This window comes from Streptomyces sp. NPDC088785 (assembly GCF_044750685.1).
In the GTDB taxonomy this organism is placed as follows: domain Bacteria; phylum Actinomycetota; class Actinomycetes; order Streptomycetales; family Streptomycetaceae; genus Streptomyces.
In genome coordinates this window covers 845,410-859,357 of sequence record NZ_JBIVKH010000001.1, presented here as the reverse complement: position 1 = coordinate 859,357, position 13,948 = coordinate 845,410, and the positions used below count along the sequence as shown (strand labels likewise).

The following is a 13,948-nucleotide window of genomic DNA, read 5'->3' as shown; positions in this document are numbered from 1 at the left end:
AACCGGCCACCTCCTCCGGGCCGAGCCGTCAGCCCGCCGTGCGCGGGATCCGCTCCTCCCAGGTGCGGTGGAACACCACCTCGCCGCCGTCGCGGCACACCACCTCGTTCGAGGTCAGGAAGTCGGTCGCGGTGCAGGAGATCTCGGAGCGGGTCTCCACGGTCGCGTCCCAGGCCATGTCCGGGCGGTGCAGGCGGATCGACCAGTCGGAGCGGGTGCGGGCCGACAGGGGGTCGTCCTCCTGGACGACGTACGTCTCCACGGCGTCCTCGGTGAACTCCAGGCCGTCGGGGTAGACCCGGGTGCCGCCGTAGCGCGGGTCGACCTCCAGCCGCCACTCGCCCTTGGCGACGTCGCGGACGACGAGGCGTTCGGGGCGCTGCTCCTCCAGGGAGGCGGGGTGGACGACGCCGAGCGGCGGGGACTGCTCGGGGTCCTCGAAGCGGATGGTGCCGCCCGGCTCGGCCGACCGGACCGGCAGCCGCAGCGCGCTGCCCACGGGGTTCAGCGTGAACCCGGCCTCGGAACCGGCCTGCGGCCACACCCACGGCCAGTACGCCGAGGACACGGCGAGCCGGATGCGGTGGCCGGCCGGGAAGGCGTGGCCGATGCCGTTCAGCTCGAAGGTGACGTCCTCGGTGGTGCCCGGCAGCCAGGGGACGTTCGCCGCCCGGCCGTGCCGGGACGACAGGTTGAGCACCCCGCGCGTGACCAGCGTCGACGAGCCGTCCGGCGCGATGTCGCAGAGCCGCGCCACGACCTGCCCGCGCGGGACGTCCGACGTCACCCGCAGGGTGACGCGGGGGCGGCCGAGCACCTGGACGTCCTGGGGCACCTCGAACTCGAAGCAGGCGCTGTTGGCGTCCTCGTCGCGCTGGTCGGGCGGCAGGTCCGCGTCGTTGCCGAACGGGAAGAAGCGGCCCGCGTCGAGGCCCGTGTGCTGCGGGGAGCGGACCACGACGGGGGAGCCCTGGAGGGCGTAGTCCACGGCCGTGACGTTCGGGGACGGCCAGGACGGGTCGCCGACCCAGTGGCCGGGCAGCTCGGGGTAGACGGTCGCGGGCGGGTGCGAGTCGCTGATGTACGAGCGGAGCTTCGGCTCGGCCATCACCCCCGTGTCCTCGCCCTTCAGCCAGTGGTCCCACCAGCGCAGCGTCTCCTGGAGGAAGCCGATCGCCGGGCCGGGCGGCAGCCCGCGGTCCGGGTACTGGTGCGACCACGGGCCGATCAGCCCGCGCACCTGGTCGTCGGGGAGGTGCTCGACCAGGCGCAGCACCGTGTCGCGGTACGGGTCGTGCCAGCCGCCGACCGCGAGGACGCCGGCCCTGATCGCCGAGTAGTCCTCGCAGACGCTGCCGTGCCGCCAGTACGCGTCGCGGGTCTGGTGCCTGAGCCAGGTGTGGATGAAGGGGTCGACGGCTTCGAGGCGCTCGGTCCACATCTCCCGCCAGCCGTCGCCGACGAACTGCGGGTCCGGCGGGCGCGAGACGAACGCCAGCATGGTCGCGGCCCAGGCGTGCATGTCGACGGCGAGGACGGAGCCACCCGTGTAGTGCACGTCGTTGTCGTAGCGGTCGTCGGTGGAGCAGACCGTGACGACCGCCTTCAGCGGCTCGGGGTTCAGGGCGGCGATCTGGAGGGAGTTGAAGCCGCCCCAGGAGATGCCGAACATGCCGACCCTGCCGGACGACCAGGGCTGCGCGGCCAGCCAGTGGACGACCTCGACGCCGTCGCTCAGCTCCTGCGCGTCGTACTCGTCGCCGGGCAGTCCCTCGGAGTTGCCGTGGCCGCGCACGTCGACGCGGACGGAGGCATAGCCGTGGCCCGCGTACCAGGGGTGGCGCTGCCAGTCGCGCGGCGCCGTCCAGTCGGAGAGCCGGTAGGGGAGGTATTCGAGGAGCACCGGAACCGGTTCGTCGGTCACCGGGCGCCAGACACGGGCGAAGAGCGTCGTCCCGTCCGAGAGGGGTACGCGAAGGTCCTCGCGGGTCGTGCCGTACGGGAACTCGGTCTGGATGCGGGGAGAAGCTGGGCTCATGGGAATACCTCAGTGAACGGGGTGCATGGTGCGGCGCAGCCAGGGCGCCAGGGCGATCACGGCGACGCCGACGGCCACGGCGATGGCGCCGTTGACGCCGAAGTACGCGGGGTTGGAGACCTCGCCGTAGAGCTTCACGGTCTGGGCCTGGATGCCGTTGGCGAGGGCGAGGGAGAGGAACCAGAGCGACATCGTCTGGTTCGCGAAGGCCTTCGGGGCGAGCTTGGTCGTCGCCGACATGCCCGACGTCTCCAGCAGGATGTCGCCGAGGCCGAGCAGCAGGTACGAGCCGACGATCCACCAGGCCGACATCAGGTACGTGTCGTCACGGTGCCCCGACGTCGGCAGCACCATCAGGACGAAGGACAGGCCGCCGAGGATCACCCCGATGGCGATCTTGTTGGAGGCGTGCGGCTGGCGCGGGCCCATCCGCGCCCACACGGTCGCCACGACGGGCGCGAGCGCCACCTCGAAGGCGCCGAGCGCGGAGGCGTACCAGCTGGCCGGGAAGTGGAAGCCGAAGATCTCGGTCCGGGCGTTCGTCGAGGCCAGCAGCATCATCGTGGAGTAGGCCTGGAACAGTATGAAGTTGAAGGCGACCGAGGCCACGAAGAGGACCAGGTACGGCCTGAGCCGGCCGCGCTCCTCGGGGGTGACGCGCGGGCTCCTGAACATCACCGCGAAGTACACGACCGGCGCGATGACGGAGACGACGGTCAGCAGGTCGACGAAGCGGTCCATGGTCAGCCAGCCCGCCGTCGCGAGGACCGCGGCCAGCGCGGCCACCACGACGGCCCCGATCACCAGGGTGCGCACGGTCCGGCGCAGCGCGTCGTCCGGCAGCCGGTACTCGGCGGTGGCCCTGCGCCCGGCCAGGTGACGGCGGCCGGCCACGTACTGGATCAGGCCGAGGGTCATGCCGACGGCGGCCGCCGAGAAGCCCCAGTGCCAGCCCTTGTGGTCGCCGAGCCAGCCGGTGATCAGCGGGCCGGCGAAGGCGCCGAGGTTGATGCCCATGTAGTACAGGGCGAAGCCGGCGTCGCGGCGCTCGTCGTCGGTGCGGTAGAGCTTGCCGACCATCGTCGCCACGTTCGGCTTCAGCAGGCCGGTGCCGGCGCTGATCAGGCCGAGGCCCACCCACGTCATCGTCGCGGTCGGTACCGCCATGGAGTAATGGCCGCAGGCGATGAGGATGCCGCCCCACAGCACCGCGCGGTAGGAGCCGAGGATCCGGTCGGCGAGCCAGCCGCCCGCGACGGACACCAGATAGACCAGGGTGCCGTACGCGGCCGAGACCGACGCGGCCGTGCCGGGGTCCATGCCCATGCCGCCGTGTGCGACGGTGTCGGCGAAGAACAGGACGAGGATGGCCTGCATGCCCAGGAACGAGAAACGTTCCCAGACCTCCAGGCCCGACAGCGTCAGCAGCCCGCGCGGCTGCCCGAAGAAGGCGGTGTCGTCGCCCGGAGGCGGCTGGTCGGCCCCGCTGTCGGGGTCGGTGGCGGTGCGGGACAAGAGGTGTACTCCCGGTCGTATCGGCTGATCAAGAACATACCGGGGGTGTCTGGGGCCCGCTCGATCTGGGTTGCACGGGCAGGTGCCCCCTGTGATCGAAACGCGACCGGATACGCTGACTTGGGTGATGGCAGCGACACATCGACAATCCGTGTCATCGACCGAATGATCGATCGAGATCGAAGCCGGGAGCGACGTTGCGAGCGAGGTCTGAAGTGCTGTCGGATCCGGCCGAGGGACCGGCCGGGGGGCCGGCCGGGATCGAGCGAGTTTCGCCATGTGATCGTCAGCAGACAGGAGACCCACTCGTGACCGTCGTCGGGACTTTCGGTCTTAGCATGCGGGACCAGGCTCTGGAAGCCGATGTCCAGGCCGGTTTGATGGCTGTCGAGGAGGGACTGCTCGAGGCCACCAAGAGCGAGGTCCCCTTCATCACGCAGGCCGCCCAGCACCTGGTGCGGGCCGGGGGCAAGCGGTTCCGGCCGCTGCTCGTGACGCTCGCCGCGCAGTTCGGCGACCCCTACGCGCCGGGCGTCGTGCCCTCCGCCGTCGTCGTCGAGCTCACCCACCTCGCGACGCTCTACCACGACGACGTGATGGACGAGGCGGACGTGCGCCGCGGGGTGCCCAGCGCCAACACCCGCTGGGACAACTCGGTGGCCGTGCTCACCGGCGACTTCCTCTTCGCCCGCGCGTCGCACATCCTCGCCGACCTCGGCCCGGACGCGGTCCGCATCCAGGCGGAGGCGTTCGAGCGCCTGGTCACCGGGCAGATCCTGGAGACCGCGGGCCCGGCCGACGGCCGCGACCCGGTGGACCACTACCTGGACGTGCTCGACGGCAAGACCGGCTCCCTGATCGCCGTGTCCTGCCGCTTCGGCGCCATGATGTCCGGCGCGGACGAGACGGTCGTGGACGTCCTGACGCAGTACGGGGAGCGGCTCGGCGTCGCCTTCCAGCTCGCCGACGACGTCCTCGACATCGCCTCCGACACGCACGAGTCCGGCAAGACCCCGGGCACCGACCTGCGCGAGGGCATCCCCACGCTGCCGGTGCTGCGGCTGCGCGAGCGCGCCGACCGGCTCGGCCTCGCCGAGGACCGGGAGCTGGTCGAGCTGCTCGACGGGGACCTCGGCGACGACGACCGGCTCGCCGAGGCCGTCGCCCGGCTGCGGGCCCACCCCGCCCTTGACCTGGCCCGCCGGGACTCGGTCCGCTATGCCGAGGAGGCCCGCGCGGTGCTCGCCCCGCTCCCGGAGTGCGAGGCGAAGGCGGCGCTGGTGGAGCTGTGCGACGCGGTGGTGCACCGCGCCGGTTAGGACGGCGGCGTCCGGCGGGGCCGAACCATGTGTGACGCAGGTCACACCCAAGGGTCGGCCCCGCCGTGTCATCCCGTAGGTGTACGCGGAGTTGCTCCCGCGGGCTGACGCCTCCGCGGGGCCGGTTTGGTCAGATTGAGTACACCACTCCCGACCAATTCGGGTGAGAATGGCGGCTTGGGGTGGACGCCGCCGCCGATCACGGAGGTAGGGCAACAGACATGGCACCGTACGAGAGCGAAGACAGCCAGGGCGCCGGGCAGAGCGCCGCACGCCGCAAGGTCGTCCGGTACGCGGTCCCGGTGGCCGTGGTGGGGGTGGCAGCGGCGGCGATCGGGCTCGTGCCCGCGCTCGCCGACTCCGGCGATCCGGACCTGCCGAAGGTCACCGCCCGCGAACTCATCGAGAAGATCGCCGCGTCGGACACCGAACAGCTCTCCGGCACCGTCAAGATCCACACGGACCTGGGGCTGCCCGCGCTGAGCGGCGCCGCGTCCGCCTTCGGGGGCGTGGGCGGGGGCGGCAAGGGCTCCTCGTCGGCCGACCCCAAGGAGAAGCTGACCGAGCTGGCCAGCGGCACCCACACCCTGCGGGTCGCCGCGGACGGCGAGGACCGGCAGAAGCTGTCCATGCTGGACGACGCGTCCGAATACAGCGTGATCCACAACGGCGACGACCTGTGGGCCTACGACAGCGCGTCGGACTCGGCCTACCACGCCACCGCCGACCGGCACGGGAGCGCGGCCCAGCGGGAGCGCGGCTCCCGGACGCCCGTCACGCCCAAGGAGCTGACCGACCAGATCCTCGACGCGGCCGGCGACCACACGTCGATCACCGTCGACGGCACGGCGCAGGTCGCGGGCCGCGACGCGTACCGGCTCCAGATCAAGCCCCGTCAGTCCGGCTCCACGGTCGGCGCGGTCACGGTCTCCGTGGACGCCAGGACCGGTACGCCGCTGAAGTTCACGCTGACCCCGGCGGGCGGCGGCGCGGCCGTCGTCGACGCGGGCTTCACCGCCGTCGACTTCGGCAGGCCCGCCGCGTCGACCTTCGACTTCAAGCCCGCCAAGGGCACCGAGGTCACCGAGGCCGACGACCTGCCGGCCCGGGACCGCCCGGGCAAGGGCCACGAGGAGTTCAAGGACGCGCAGGGCCTCGACGGGCTGAAGGTGGTCGGTGCGGGCTGGACCTCGGTCGCCGAGCTGAAGCTGCCCAAGGAGGCCGCGGGTCTCGCCTCCGGCTCCGGCGGCGGCGACCTGCCCGGTGCCGCCCAGAAGTTCCTGAGCTCGCTCGGGGACCAGGTCAAGGGCGACTTCGGTACGGGCACGGTCTACTCGACGCGCCTGGTCAACGTCCTCATCACGCAGGACGGCACGGCCTACGCGGGAGCGGTCACCAAGGACGCCCTCATCAAGGCGGCCGACGCGGGCTGAGCCCCGGGCGGCGACGGACAGCGGCGGTGAGGGGGCGGTGCGCACCGCCCCCTCGCCGTCCGGCATGCGAGGAGGGGTATGGCGGCGTCGGCCGGCCCGGCCGTCTCGGCGATCGAGACCCGGGAGCTCACCAAGCGGTACCGCGGTGGCCAGCCGGCCGTCGACCGGCTCAGCCTGACCGTCCCGGAGGGCGCCGTCTTCGGCTTCCTCGGGCCGAACGGCTCGGGCAAGACCACCACCATCCGCATGCTGATGGGCCTGATCGAACCGACGGCCGGTACCGCCCGGGTGCTCGGCAGCCCCATGCCGCGCGGCGTGCGCGGCGTGCTGCCGCACGTGGGCGCGCTGATCGAGGGGCCCGCCCTGTACGGATTCCTGTCCGGCCGGGACAACCTGCTGCGCTACGACGCGGCGGACCCCACCGCCGACCCCCGCACCCGTGCGGCGCGCGTGGCACGGGCCCTGGACCGGGTGGGCCTGACCTCCGCCGCCGCGAAGAAGGCGAAGGCGTACTCGCTCGGCATGAAGCAGCGCCTCGGCCTCGCCTCGGCCCTGCTCCAGCCGCGCCGGCTGCTCGTCCTGGACGAGCCGACGAACGGCCTGGACCCGCAGGGCATGCGCGAGATCAGGGCCCTGGTGCGGGAGCTGGCCTCCGACGGCACCACCGTCTTCCTCTCCTCGCACCTCCTGGACGAGATCGAGCAGGTCTGCACGCACGCGGCCGTGATGGCGCGGGGCCGGCTGCTCACCCAGGGCCCGGTCGCCGACCTGGCGGCGGGCGTGCGCGGCAGGCTCACCGTCACCACCCCGGACCCGGCGGACGCCCGCCGCGTCCTGAAGGAGCACGGCGTCACGGTCCTGGCGGCGGAGGGCGACCTGGTGACGGCCGAGCCGCCGCCCCCGGGCACCGACCTCGCGGAGCTGACCGCCGCCCTGGTCACGGCCGGGGTGCGGGTGCGCGGGTTCGGGATCGAGCGGGCGTCCCTGGAGGACGCCTTCGTCGCGCTGACCGGGGAGGGCTTCGATGTCGCGGGCTGATCCGGCGGCCCCGGCGCCCGCGCCGGTCCGCGCGCGGTGGACCCTCGGGCTGCTGCGCTCCGAGCTGACCACCACCTTCCGCCGCTGGCGCACCCTGGCGCTGCTGGGGGTGCTGATCGGCGTGCCGGTCCTCATCGGCATCGCCGTGAAGATCGAGACGGGCGACGGCTCCGGGGCGGGCGGGGGGCCGGGGGAGGGGCCCGGCGGGCCCGCCTTCATCGCGCAGATCACGAACAACGGCCTGTTCCTGGTCTTCACCTCGCTGGCGGCGACCCTGCCGTTCTTCCTGCCGATGTCGGTCGGGGTGATCGCGGGCGACGCGATCGCGGGCGAGGCGAACGCGGGCACGCTCCGCTATCTGCTCGTCGCCCCCGCGGGCCGCACCCGCCTGCTGCTCACCAAGTACGCGACGACCATGGCGTTCTGCCTCGTGGCGACCCTGGCCGTGGCCGTCTCGGCGCTCGTCACCGGCGCGATCCTCTTCCCGCTGGGCGACCTGGTCACCATCTCGGGCACCCGGATCGGCTTCGGGGACGGCCTGTGGCGGGCCCTCCTGATCGCGCTGGTCGTGGCGGCCTCCCTGCTCGGGATCGCCGCGCTCGGCCTGTTCGTCTCGACGCTGACCGGCAGCGGGATCGCGGCGATGGCGACCACGGTCGGGCTGCTGATCACCGTCCAGATCCTCGACCAGATCCCGCAGCTGCACGCGATCCAGCCCTACCTCTTCTCCCACCAGTGGCTGTCCTTCGCCGATCTGATGCGCGAGCCGGTCTACTGGACCGACCTCGTCAAGAACCTGGAGATCCAGGTGCTGTACGCGGCCGTGTTCGGCTCGGCGGCCTGGGCGCGCTTCACGGCGAAGGACATCACGGCCTAGGACCCGTACGGGAACGCGGCGAGCGGGGCCTCGCGCGCGAAGAACGTCTTGGCCTCGCGCAGCGCCGTCTCGTCCTTGAGCACGTCACCGGGCTTGCTGCCGTTGCCGAGCAGGACGCCGCCGAACCGCATGCCCAGGTACGCCGCCGAGTTGTTGAGGGTGCCGACCAGCGGGTCGGCGACCTCGGGCTCGGTGTGCGCGAGCGCGCTCACGCCCCACAGGGTGCGCCCGGCGAGCGTCTTCTTGAAGTCGACGCCGGGGGTGCGCAGCCAGCCCGACCAGTGGTCCAGGTAGCGCTTGGTGGAGGCGGAGACCGCGTACCAGTACAGCGGTGAGGCGATCACGAGGTCGGTGGCCGCGAGCGTCGCGTCCAGGAGCACGGCCGCGGGGCCGTCCTGGGGGCGGACGTGGTCGCTGTCGTGGCGCAGGTCCTCGAAGTCGGGGAGCGGATGCTCGGCCAGGTCGATCCAGCGCTGGGTGACGTCCGGCGGCAGCTGCTCGGCGGCCTTGCGGGCCAGCGTCTCGGTGTTGCCGCCGGGGCGGCTGCTGCCGAGGACGAAGAGGAAGCTGCGGGCGGTCCCGGTGGTCCCGGCGGTCCCGGTGGTCGTGGTGGTCGTGGTCATGGATCCCCCTGATACGCGTACGCCGAATAGATGCGCATGCAGTATATGTAGATGCATTCATTCGGCGGTAGGGGGTCTTTCCGGCCCCGTCGCTTCCGCCATCGATCCCGCCGCCGCGGAGGCGGCGGCCAGATAGGCGCGCACGAGCGGGCGGGCGTCGTCGCGCCGGGCGGCCACCGCCAGCCGGGAGGGGGAGACGCCGCGCACCGGCACGGCGGTCACCTCGTCGCGGACGATCAGCGGGGCGTTGCCGACGGCCAGCAGCACCACCCCCTGCCCGTTGGCCACCGCCTCGTGGGTCTCCTCCGCGCTGCCCACCACCCCGCCGATCCGGGGCTCCCGGCCGCCGCGCGCGTCCAGCGCCAGCCAGTAGTCCCGCAGCGCCCCCGCCCCGGCGGGCAGCGCCAGGAACGGCTCGTCGAGCAGCTCCGCGAAGTCCACCACCGCCCGCCCCGCCAGCCGGTGGCCCGGCGGCAGCGCCACGAGCCGGGGCTCCTCGGCGACCACCACCGTCCGGTACCGCTCGCCGTCGGGCAGCGGCAGCCAGACGAACGCGACGTCGCTCGACCCGTCCGCGAGACCCGCGCTCGGGTCGGCCCAGCCGACCTGGTGCAGCGTGGGCCGCGCGTCGGGACGGCGGGCCAGCAGGCGCGAGCGCAGGGCCGGCAGCAGGCCGCGCCCGGGGCTGGTCGACATGCCGACGACGAGGGCGCTGCGCTCGGCGGCCCGGGCCCGGCGCACGTCCTCCTCGGCGCCGTCCCAGGCGGCGAGCAGCGCGCGGGCGTGCGGCAGCAGCGCCTCGCCCACCGCCGTCAGCCGGACGGCCCGCCGGTCGCGCACGAACAGCTCGGCGCCGAGCTGCCGCTCCAGCGCCCGTATCTGCTTGCTCAGGGTGGGCTGGGAGACGTACAGCCGCTCGGCGGCCCGCGTGAAGTTCAACTCGTCGGCTACGGCGGTGAAGTAGCGCAGGTCGCGCCCGTGGACGTCCATGCCCTCTGGCTATCACGGCAGCTCTTGGACGCGGGCGGATCCGCCGGAGAAGGATGGGGGCACGCCGGCGGGGCGCCCCCGCGGACCGGTCGACCGGCCGCCGCGGGACAGAGGGAGGGGAAGTCGAATGAGCAGCGACGACAACGCCAGGGTGTGGCTCGTGACCGGCGCGACCAGTGGCTTCGGCCGGGCGATCGCCGAGGCGGCCGTCGCCGCGGGCGACATCGTGATCGGCACGGCCCGCCGCGCCGAGACCCTGGCCGACCTGGTCGCCGCCCACCCCGACCGGGTGGAGGCGATCGCGCTCGACATCACCGACGGCGAGCGGGTCGACGCGGTGGCGGCCGAGGTGCTCGCCCGCTACGGCCGGGTCGACGTCCTCGTCAACAACGCGGGCCGCACCCAGGTCGGTGCCTTCGAGGAGACCACCGACGCCGAACTGCGCGACCTGTTCGACCTGCACGTCTTCGGCCCGGCCCGGCTGACCCGGGCCCTGCTGCCGCGGATGCGGGAGCGGCGCGGCGGCGCGATCGTGAACATGAGCAGCGTCGGCGGCCAGCTCTCCTTCGCCGGGTTCGCCGCGTACAGCGCCACCAAGGCGGCCCTGGAGCAGCTCTCCGAGGCGCTGGCCGCCGAGATGGCGCCGTACGGGATCAAGGTCCTCGTCGTGGAGCCCGGTGCCTTCCGCACCAACCTCTTCGGCCCGGGCGCCGCCTATTTCTCCCGGCCCATGCCCGAGTACGCGCGGACGGCCGGCGCCACCCGGCGGATGGTGGAGACCTCCGACGGCCGCCAGCCGGGCGACCCGGCCAGGGCCGCCGCCGCGATCCGGCTCGCCCTCGACGCGGAGACGACCCCGCTGCGGCTGCCGCTCGGCGGCGACGCGGTGGACGCCGTCCTCGCCCACCTGGACGCGCAGCGGGCCGACCTCGTCGCCTGGGAGAAGACGTCCCGGGGCACGGACTTCGCCGACTGACGCGCGCGCCGCGGGCCCCGGGGCGGCGGGGCCCGGCGGCGGGTCAGCTCACGCAGAACTCGTTGCCCTCCGGGTCCGCAAGGACGATCCACTCGCCGCCCGGCGACGACACCCGGTCCAGGACCCGCGCGCCGAGTCCGGTGATCCGCTCGGCCTCGGCGTCGCGCCGCCCCGGCTCCGCGTGGACGTCGATGTGCAGCCGGTTCTTGACCGTCTTGGCCTCCGGCACCCGCTGGAACAGCACCCGCCGGCCTAGGCCGGTCCCGGTCCGCCCGTCGACCGGGTCGTCGGGGTGCCGCACGGCGATCAGGTCCCGGAAGGCGCGGCGCCCCCGGAACTCCACGGTCTCCTGCGCGGGCAGCGCGCCGGCCCCGAGCAGCCGGTCGATCAGGTCGGCGTTGTCCTCCACCTCGTAGCCGAGCGCGGCGGCCCAGAAAGCGGCCTGGGCGTGCGGGTCGGCGGCGTCCACGACGAGTTTCCAGTGCAGAGTCATGCGTCAGTTATAGGGCCGGAGGCAGGGGGCCGGGCGCCCATCGCGCCCATGAGGCCGACGGAAGCCGAGGGGCCTGTGGGGCTCAGTGCGCCGATTCGCGCTGCGCGCCGGTCCCGGCCGGGTCGGGGGCGGCCGCCGCGGCGGCGGCGGCGCGGGCCAGCCGGATCCGGCCGGCCCGCGCGGCGCGCAGCGCGTCCCAGGTCAGCACCGCCAGCGCCGCCCACACGAGCCCGAATCCGGCCCACCGCTCGGCCGGCATGGCCTCGTGGAAGTAGAGGATGCCCAGGGCGAACTGGAACACCGGCGCCAGGTACTGGAGCAGTCCGAGCGTGGAGAGCGGCACCCGGATCGCGGCCGCGCCGAAGCACACCAGCGGGATCGCGGTGACGAGCCCGGTCGAGGCCAGCAGCGCCGCGTGCCCGAAGCCCTCCTGGGCGAAGGTCAGCCGGCCCTGGGCGCCGAGCCACACCAGGAAGGCGAGCGCGGGCAGGAACTGCACGGCGGTCTCGGCGGCCAGCGACTCGACGCCGCTCAGGGCGACCTTCTTCTTCACCAGTCCGTACGTGCCGAACGAGAAGGCCAGCACCAGGGAGATCCACGGCGGCTGCCCGTACCCGACGGCGAGCACCAGCACGGCGAGCAGGCCGACGCCGACGGCCGCCCACTGCGCGGGCCGCAGCCGCTCCCCGAGCAGCAGCACGCCGAGCGCGATGGAGACGAGCGGGTTGATGAAGTAGCCCAGCGACGCCTCGACGACGTGTCCCGCGTTCACCGACCAGATGTACAGGCCCCAGTTCACGGTGATGACGGTGGCGGCGACGACGACCAGGGCGAGCCGCCGGGGCTGCCGGATCAGCTCGCGCAGCCAGGCCCACTCGCGGACGAAGAGCAGCGCGACGCCCACCACGACCAGCGACCACACCATCCGGTGGGCCAGGATCTCGGCGGCGCCCGCGGGTTCGAGCAGCGGCCAGAACAGCGGGACGAGGCCCCACATCCCGTAGGCCGCCGCGCCGTTGACGAGCCCGACCCGCCCCTGCTTCTCCTTCTCGGTCCCGGCCAACGCAGCCCCTCCTCCAGACACCCGGCAGCCCCGCGGCGGCCACCTCGAAGGTAGCGCCGCGGGGCGCGGTGTGTCATTCCCGTATCGCGATACGGTCCTGACAGGCCGGGAGCTCCCGTGAGGTGTCGGCGCGGGCTACTTCAGGGCCTCGGCGACGGCGTCCGCGAGCGGCGTGGTCGGGCGGCCGATGAGCCGGGCGAGGTCGCCGTCGGTGCGCGCGAGCAGGCCCCTGCCGATGGCGGTGTCGACGTCCACGAGGATGTCGGCGAACGGCGCCGGGACGCCCGCGCCGACCAGCACCGCGTGGTTCTCCGCCGGGGTGACGGCGCGGTAGACGACGTCCTTGCCGGACTGCCGGGCCACCTCGGCCGCGTACTCGGCGAGCGACCAGGCGGTGTCGCCGCTCAGCTCGTACGTGCGGTTCTCGTGGCCCTCGCCGGTGAGGACGGCGACGGCCGCCGCGGCGTAGTCGGCGCGGGCGGCCGAGGCGATCCGGCCGTCCCCCGCGTTCGCCACGACGGCGCCGTGCTCCAGGACCGGGGCGAGGTTCTGCGTGTAGTTCTCGTGGTACCAGCCGTTGCGCAGGAACGTGTACGGCAGCCCCGAGTCGAGGATCGCCCGCTCGGTGACCTTGTGCTCGTCGGCGAGGGTGAAGTCGGCGTCCGGGCCGCCGAGGACGCCGGTGTACGCGAGCAGCGCCACCCCGGCCTCCCGGGCGGCGTCGACGACGGCTTGGTGCTGGGGCAGCCGCCGGCCGACCTCGCTGCCGGAGACGAACAGGACGCGGTCGCCGGCCCGGAAGGCGTCCTTCAGCGTCGCGGGCGTGCCGTAGTCGGCGATCCGCAGCTCGACCCCGCGGGCGGCGAGGTCCGCGCCCTTCTCCCGGCTGCGGACGACCGCGGCGACGTCCCCGGCGGGCACCCCCGCGGCGAGCAGCCCTTCGACGACGAGACGGCCGAGCTGGCCGGTGGCACCGGTGACGACGAGACCCATGTCCGAAAACTCCTTGATGCGGCTTGTCTATGCGTTCTTCGCCACCGTAAATGAAGCGCTGTGGAATCGAAAGTACCCACTTTGAAGTAAGGTACTGGCATGGGAGTGAGCAAGGTGCGTACGTGGACGGCGCAGGCCGGTGAGGGGATGTGCCCGCAGCGGCTCGTCCTGGAGCACGTCACGAGCCGGTGGGGCGTCCTCGTGCTGCTCGCGCTGGAGGAGCGCTCCTTCCGCTTCAGCGGGCTGCGCCGCGAGATCGGGGGCGTCAGCGAGAAGATGCTCGCCCAGACCCTCCAGACCCTGGAGCGCGACGGCCTCGTCCACCGCGACGCCAAACCGGTCATCCCGCCGCGCGTCGACTACACGCTCACCGGTCTCGGCCGGGAGGCCGCCGCGCAGGTGCGGGCGCTCGCGGAGTGGACCGAGCGGCGCATGGGCGCGGTGGAGGCGGCGCGGGCGCGGTACGACGCGACCCGGCTCGCCGGGCCGGCCGGCTGACGCGACGTCCCAGCCCAGGGGCCGTCGCGGTCCCCGAGGGCGGTCCGGCCCCGCCCGCCCGCGGTCGGCGCCGGGCGGACAGCGGGCGGGGC

At 73.5% G+C, this 13,948-nt stretch carries 13 protein-coding genes; 6 read left to right on the top strand and 7 right to left on the bottom strand.

Annotation, left to right across the window (positions count from 1 at the left end):
• Positions 1 to 28: 28 nt before the first annotated feature.
• Positions 29 to 2,038, bottom strand: a complete 2,010-nt coding sequence (locus tag ACIP5K_RS03935; protein ID WP_401404614.1) for a CocE/NonD family hydrolase — start codon at positions 2,036 to 2,038, stop codon at positions 29 to 31.
• A gap of 9 nt (positions 2,039 to 2,047) precedes the next feature.
• Positions 2,048 to 3,553 (bottom strand): peptide MFS transporter, encoded by a 1,506-nt coding sequence (locus ACIP5K_RS03930; RefSeq protein WP_401404612.1) that lies wholly within the window; start codon positions 3,551 to 3,553, stop codon positions 2,048 to 2,050.
• Positions 3,554 to 3,861: 308 nt separating this feature from the next.
• Between ACIP5K_RS03930 and ACIP5K_RS03925 the strand changes: the two genes are divergently transcribed.
• The 4 genes from ACIP5K_RS03925 to ACIP5K_RS03910 all read left to right on the top strand — a co-directional run bounded on the left by ACIP5K_RS03925 (position 3,862) and on the right by ACIP5K_RS03910 (position 8,220).
• Positions 3,862 to 4,872 (top strand): polyprenyl synthetase family protein, encoded by a 1,011-nt coding sequence (locus ACIP5K_RS03925; RefSeq protein WP_401404610.1) that lies wholly within the window; start codon positions 3,862 to 3,864, stop codon positions 4,870 to 4,872.
• Positions 4,873 to 5,093: 221 nt separating this feature from the next.
• Positions 5,094 to 6,305 (top strand): outer membrane lipoprotein carrier protein LolA, encoded by a 1,212-nt coding sequence (locus ACIP5K_RS03920; protein ID WP_401404608.1) that lies wholly within the window; start codon positions 5,094 to 5,096, stop codon positions 6,303 to 6,305.
• A gap of 78 nt (positions 6,306 to 6,383) precedes the next feature.
• Entirely contained in the window at positions 6,384 to 7,343 is a 960-nt protein-coding gene (locus tag ACIP5K_RS03915; protein ID WP_401404606.1) for an ATP-binding cassette domain-containing protein, read from the top strand.
• Entirely contained in the window at positions 7,330 to 8,220 is an 891-nt protein-coding gene (locus tag ACIP5K_RS03910) for an ABC transporter permease (protein ID WP_401404604.1), read from the top strand. Before ACIP5K_RS03915 ends, ACIP5K_RS03910 begins: the two co-directional genes overlap by 14 nt.
• Here the strand turns inward: ACIP5K_RS03910 and ACIP5K_RS03905 are convergent.
• Both ACIP5K_RS03905 and ACIP5K_RS03900 read right to left on the bottom strand, forming a co-directional pair.
• Positions 8,217 to 8,843 carry a flavodoxin family protein gene (locus ACIP5K_RS03905; protein ID WP_401404602.1) on the bottom strand — a complete coding sequence of 209 codons (627 nt, stop codon included), beginning with the start codon at positions 8,841 to 8,843 and terminating at the stop codon, positions 8,217 to 8,219. The two genes, ACIP5K_RS03910 and ACIP5K_RS03905, sit on opposite strands and share 4 nt — an antisense overlap.
• Positions 8,844 to 8,900: 57 nt before the next feature.
• Entirely contained in the window at positions 8,901 to 9,833 is a 933-nt protein-coding gene (locus ACIP5K_RS03900) for a LysR substrate-binding domain-containing protein (protein WP_401404600.1), read from the bottom strand.
• 127 nt (positions 9,834 to 9,960) lie between these two features.
• Between ACIP5K_RS03900 and ACIP5K_RS03895 the strand changes: the two genes are divergently transcribed.
• Positions 9,961 to 10,809, top strand: coding sequence for an oxidoreductase (locus tag ACIP5K_RS03895; RefSeq protein WP_401404598.1), 849 nt, complete (start codon positions 9,961 to 9,963; stop codon positions 10,807 to 10,809).
• Between the two features lie 43 nt (positions 10,810 to 10,852).
• On the opposite strand, the gene ACIP5K_RS03890 is transcribed toward ACIP5K_RS03895, so the two are convergent.
• From ACIP5K_RS03890 to ACIP5K_RS03880, 3 genes are all read right to left on the bottom strand, one after another.
• Positions 10,853 to 11,302, bottom strand: a complete 450-nt coding sequence (locus ACIP5K_RS03890; protein ID WP_401404596.1) for a VOC family protein — start codon at positions 11,300 to 11,302, stop codon at positions 10,853 to 10,855.
• Positions 11,303 to 11,384: 82 nt separating this feature from the next.
• Positions 11,385 to 12,365 carry an EamA family transporter RarD gene (gene rarD, locus ACIP5K_RS03885; protein WP_401404594.1) on the bottom strand — a complete coding sequence of 327 codons (981 nt, stop codon included), beginning with the start codon at positions 12,363 to 12,365 and terminating at the stop codon, positions 11,385 to 11,387.
• 135 nt (positions 12,366 to 12,500) lie between these two features.
• Positions 12,501 to 13,358, bottom strand: a complete 858-nt coding sequence (locus ACIP5K_RS03880) for an SDR family oxidoreductase (protein WP_401404592.1) — start codon at positions 13,356 to 13,358, stop codon at positions 12,501 to 12,503.
• Positions 13,359 to 13,457: 99 nt separating this feature from the next.
• Here ACIP5K_RS03880 and ACIP5K_RS03875 point away from each other — a divergent pair, with 99 nt between their 5' ends.
• On the top strand, positions 13,458 to 13,856 hold the full coding sequence (locus ACIP5K_RS03875; protein WP_401404590.1) for a winged helix-turn-helix transcriptional regulator: 399 nt from the start codon (positions 13,458 to 13,460) through the stop codon (positions 13,854 to 13,856).
• The last annotated feature ends 92 nt before the right edge of the window (positions 13,857 to 13,948 follow it).

Coding starts and splice junctions, on each gene's coding strand:
- ACIP5K_RS03920 (WP_401404608.1), top strand. CDS start 5,094: ATGGCACCGTACGAGAGCGAAGACAGCCAGGGCGCCGGGCAGAGCGCC.
- ACIP5K_RS03910 (WP_401404604.1), top strand. CDS start 7,330: ATGTCGCGGGCTGATCCGGCGGCCCCGGCGCCCGCGCCGGTCCGCGCG.
- ACIP5K_RS03880 (WP_401404592.1), bottom strand. CDS start 13,358: ATGGGTCTCGTCGTCACCGGTGCCACCGGCCAGCTCGGCCGTCTCGTC.
- ACIP5K_RS03900 (WP_401404600.1), bottom strand. CDS start 9,833: ATGGACGTCCACGGGCGCGACCTGCGCTACTTCACCGCCGTAGCCGAC.
- ACIP5K_RS03915 (WP_401404606.1), top strand. CDS start 6,384: ATGGCGGCGTCGGCCGGCCCGGCCGTCTCGGCGATCGAGACCCGGGAG.
- ACIP5K_RS03875 (WP_401404590.1), top strand. CDS start 13,458: ATGGGAGTGAGCAAGGTGCGTACGTGGACGGCGCAGGCCGGTGAGGGG.
- ACIP5K_RS03935 (WP_401404614.1), bottom strand. CDS start 2,038: ATGAGCCCAGCTTCTCCCCGCATCCAGACCGAGTTCCCGTACGGCACG.
- ACIP5K_RS03905 (WP_401404602.1), bottom strand. CDS start 8,843: ATGACCACGACCACCACGACCACCGGGACCGCCGGGACCACCGGGACC.
- ACIP5K_RS03890 (WP_401404596.1), bottom strand. CDS start 11,302: ATGACTCTGCACTGGAAACTCGTCGTGGACGCCGCCGACCCGCACGCC.
- ACIP5K_RS03895 (WP_401404598.1), top strand. CDS start 9,961: ATGAGCAGCGACGACAACGCCAGGGTGTGGCTCGTGACCGGCGCGACC.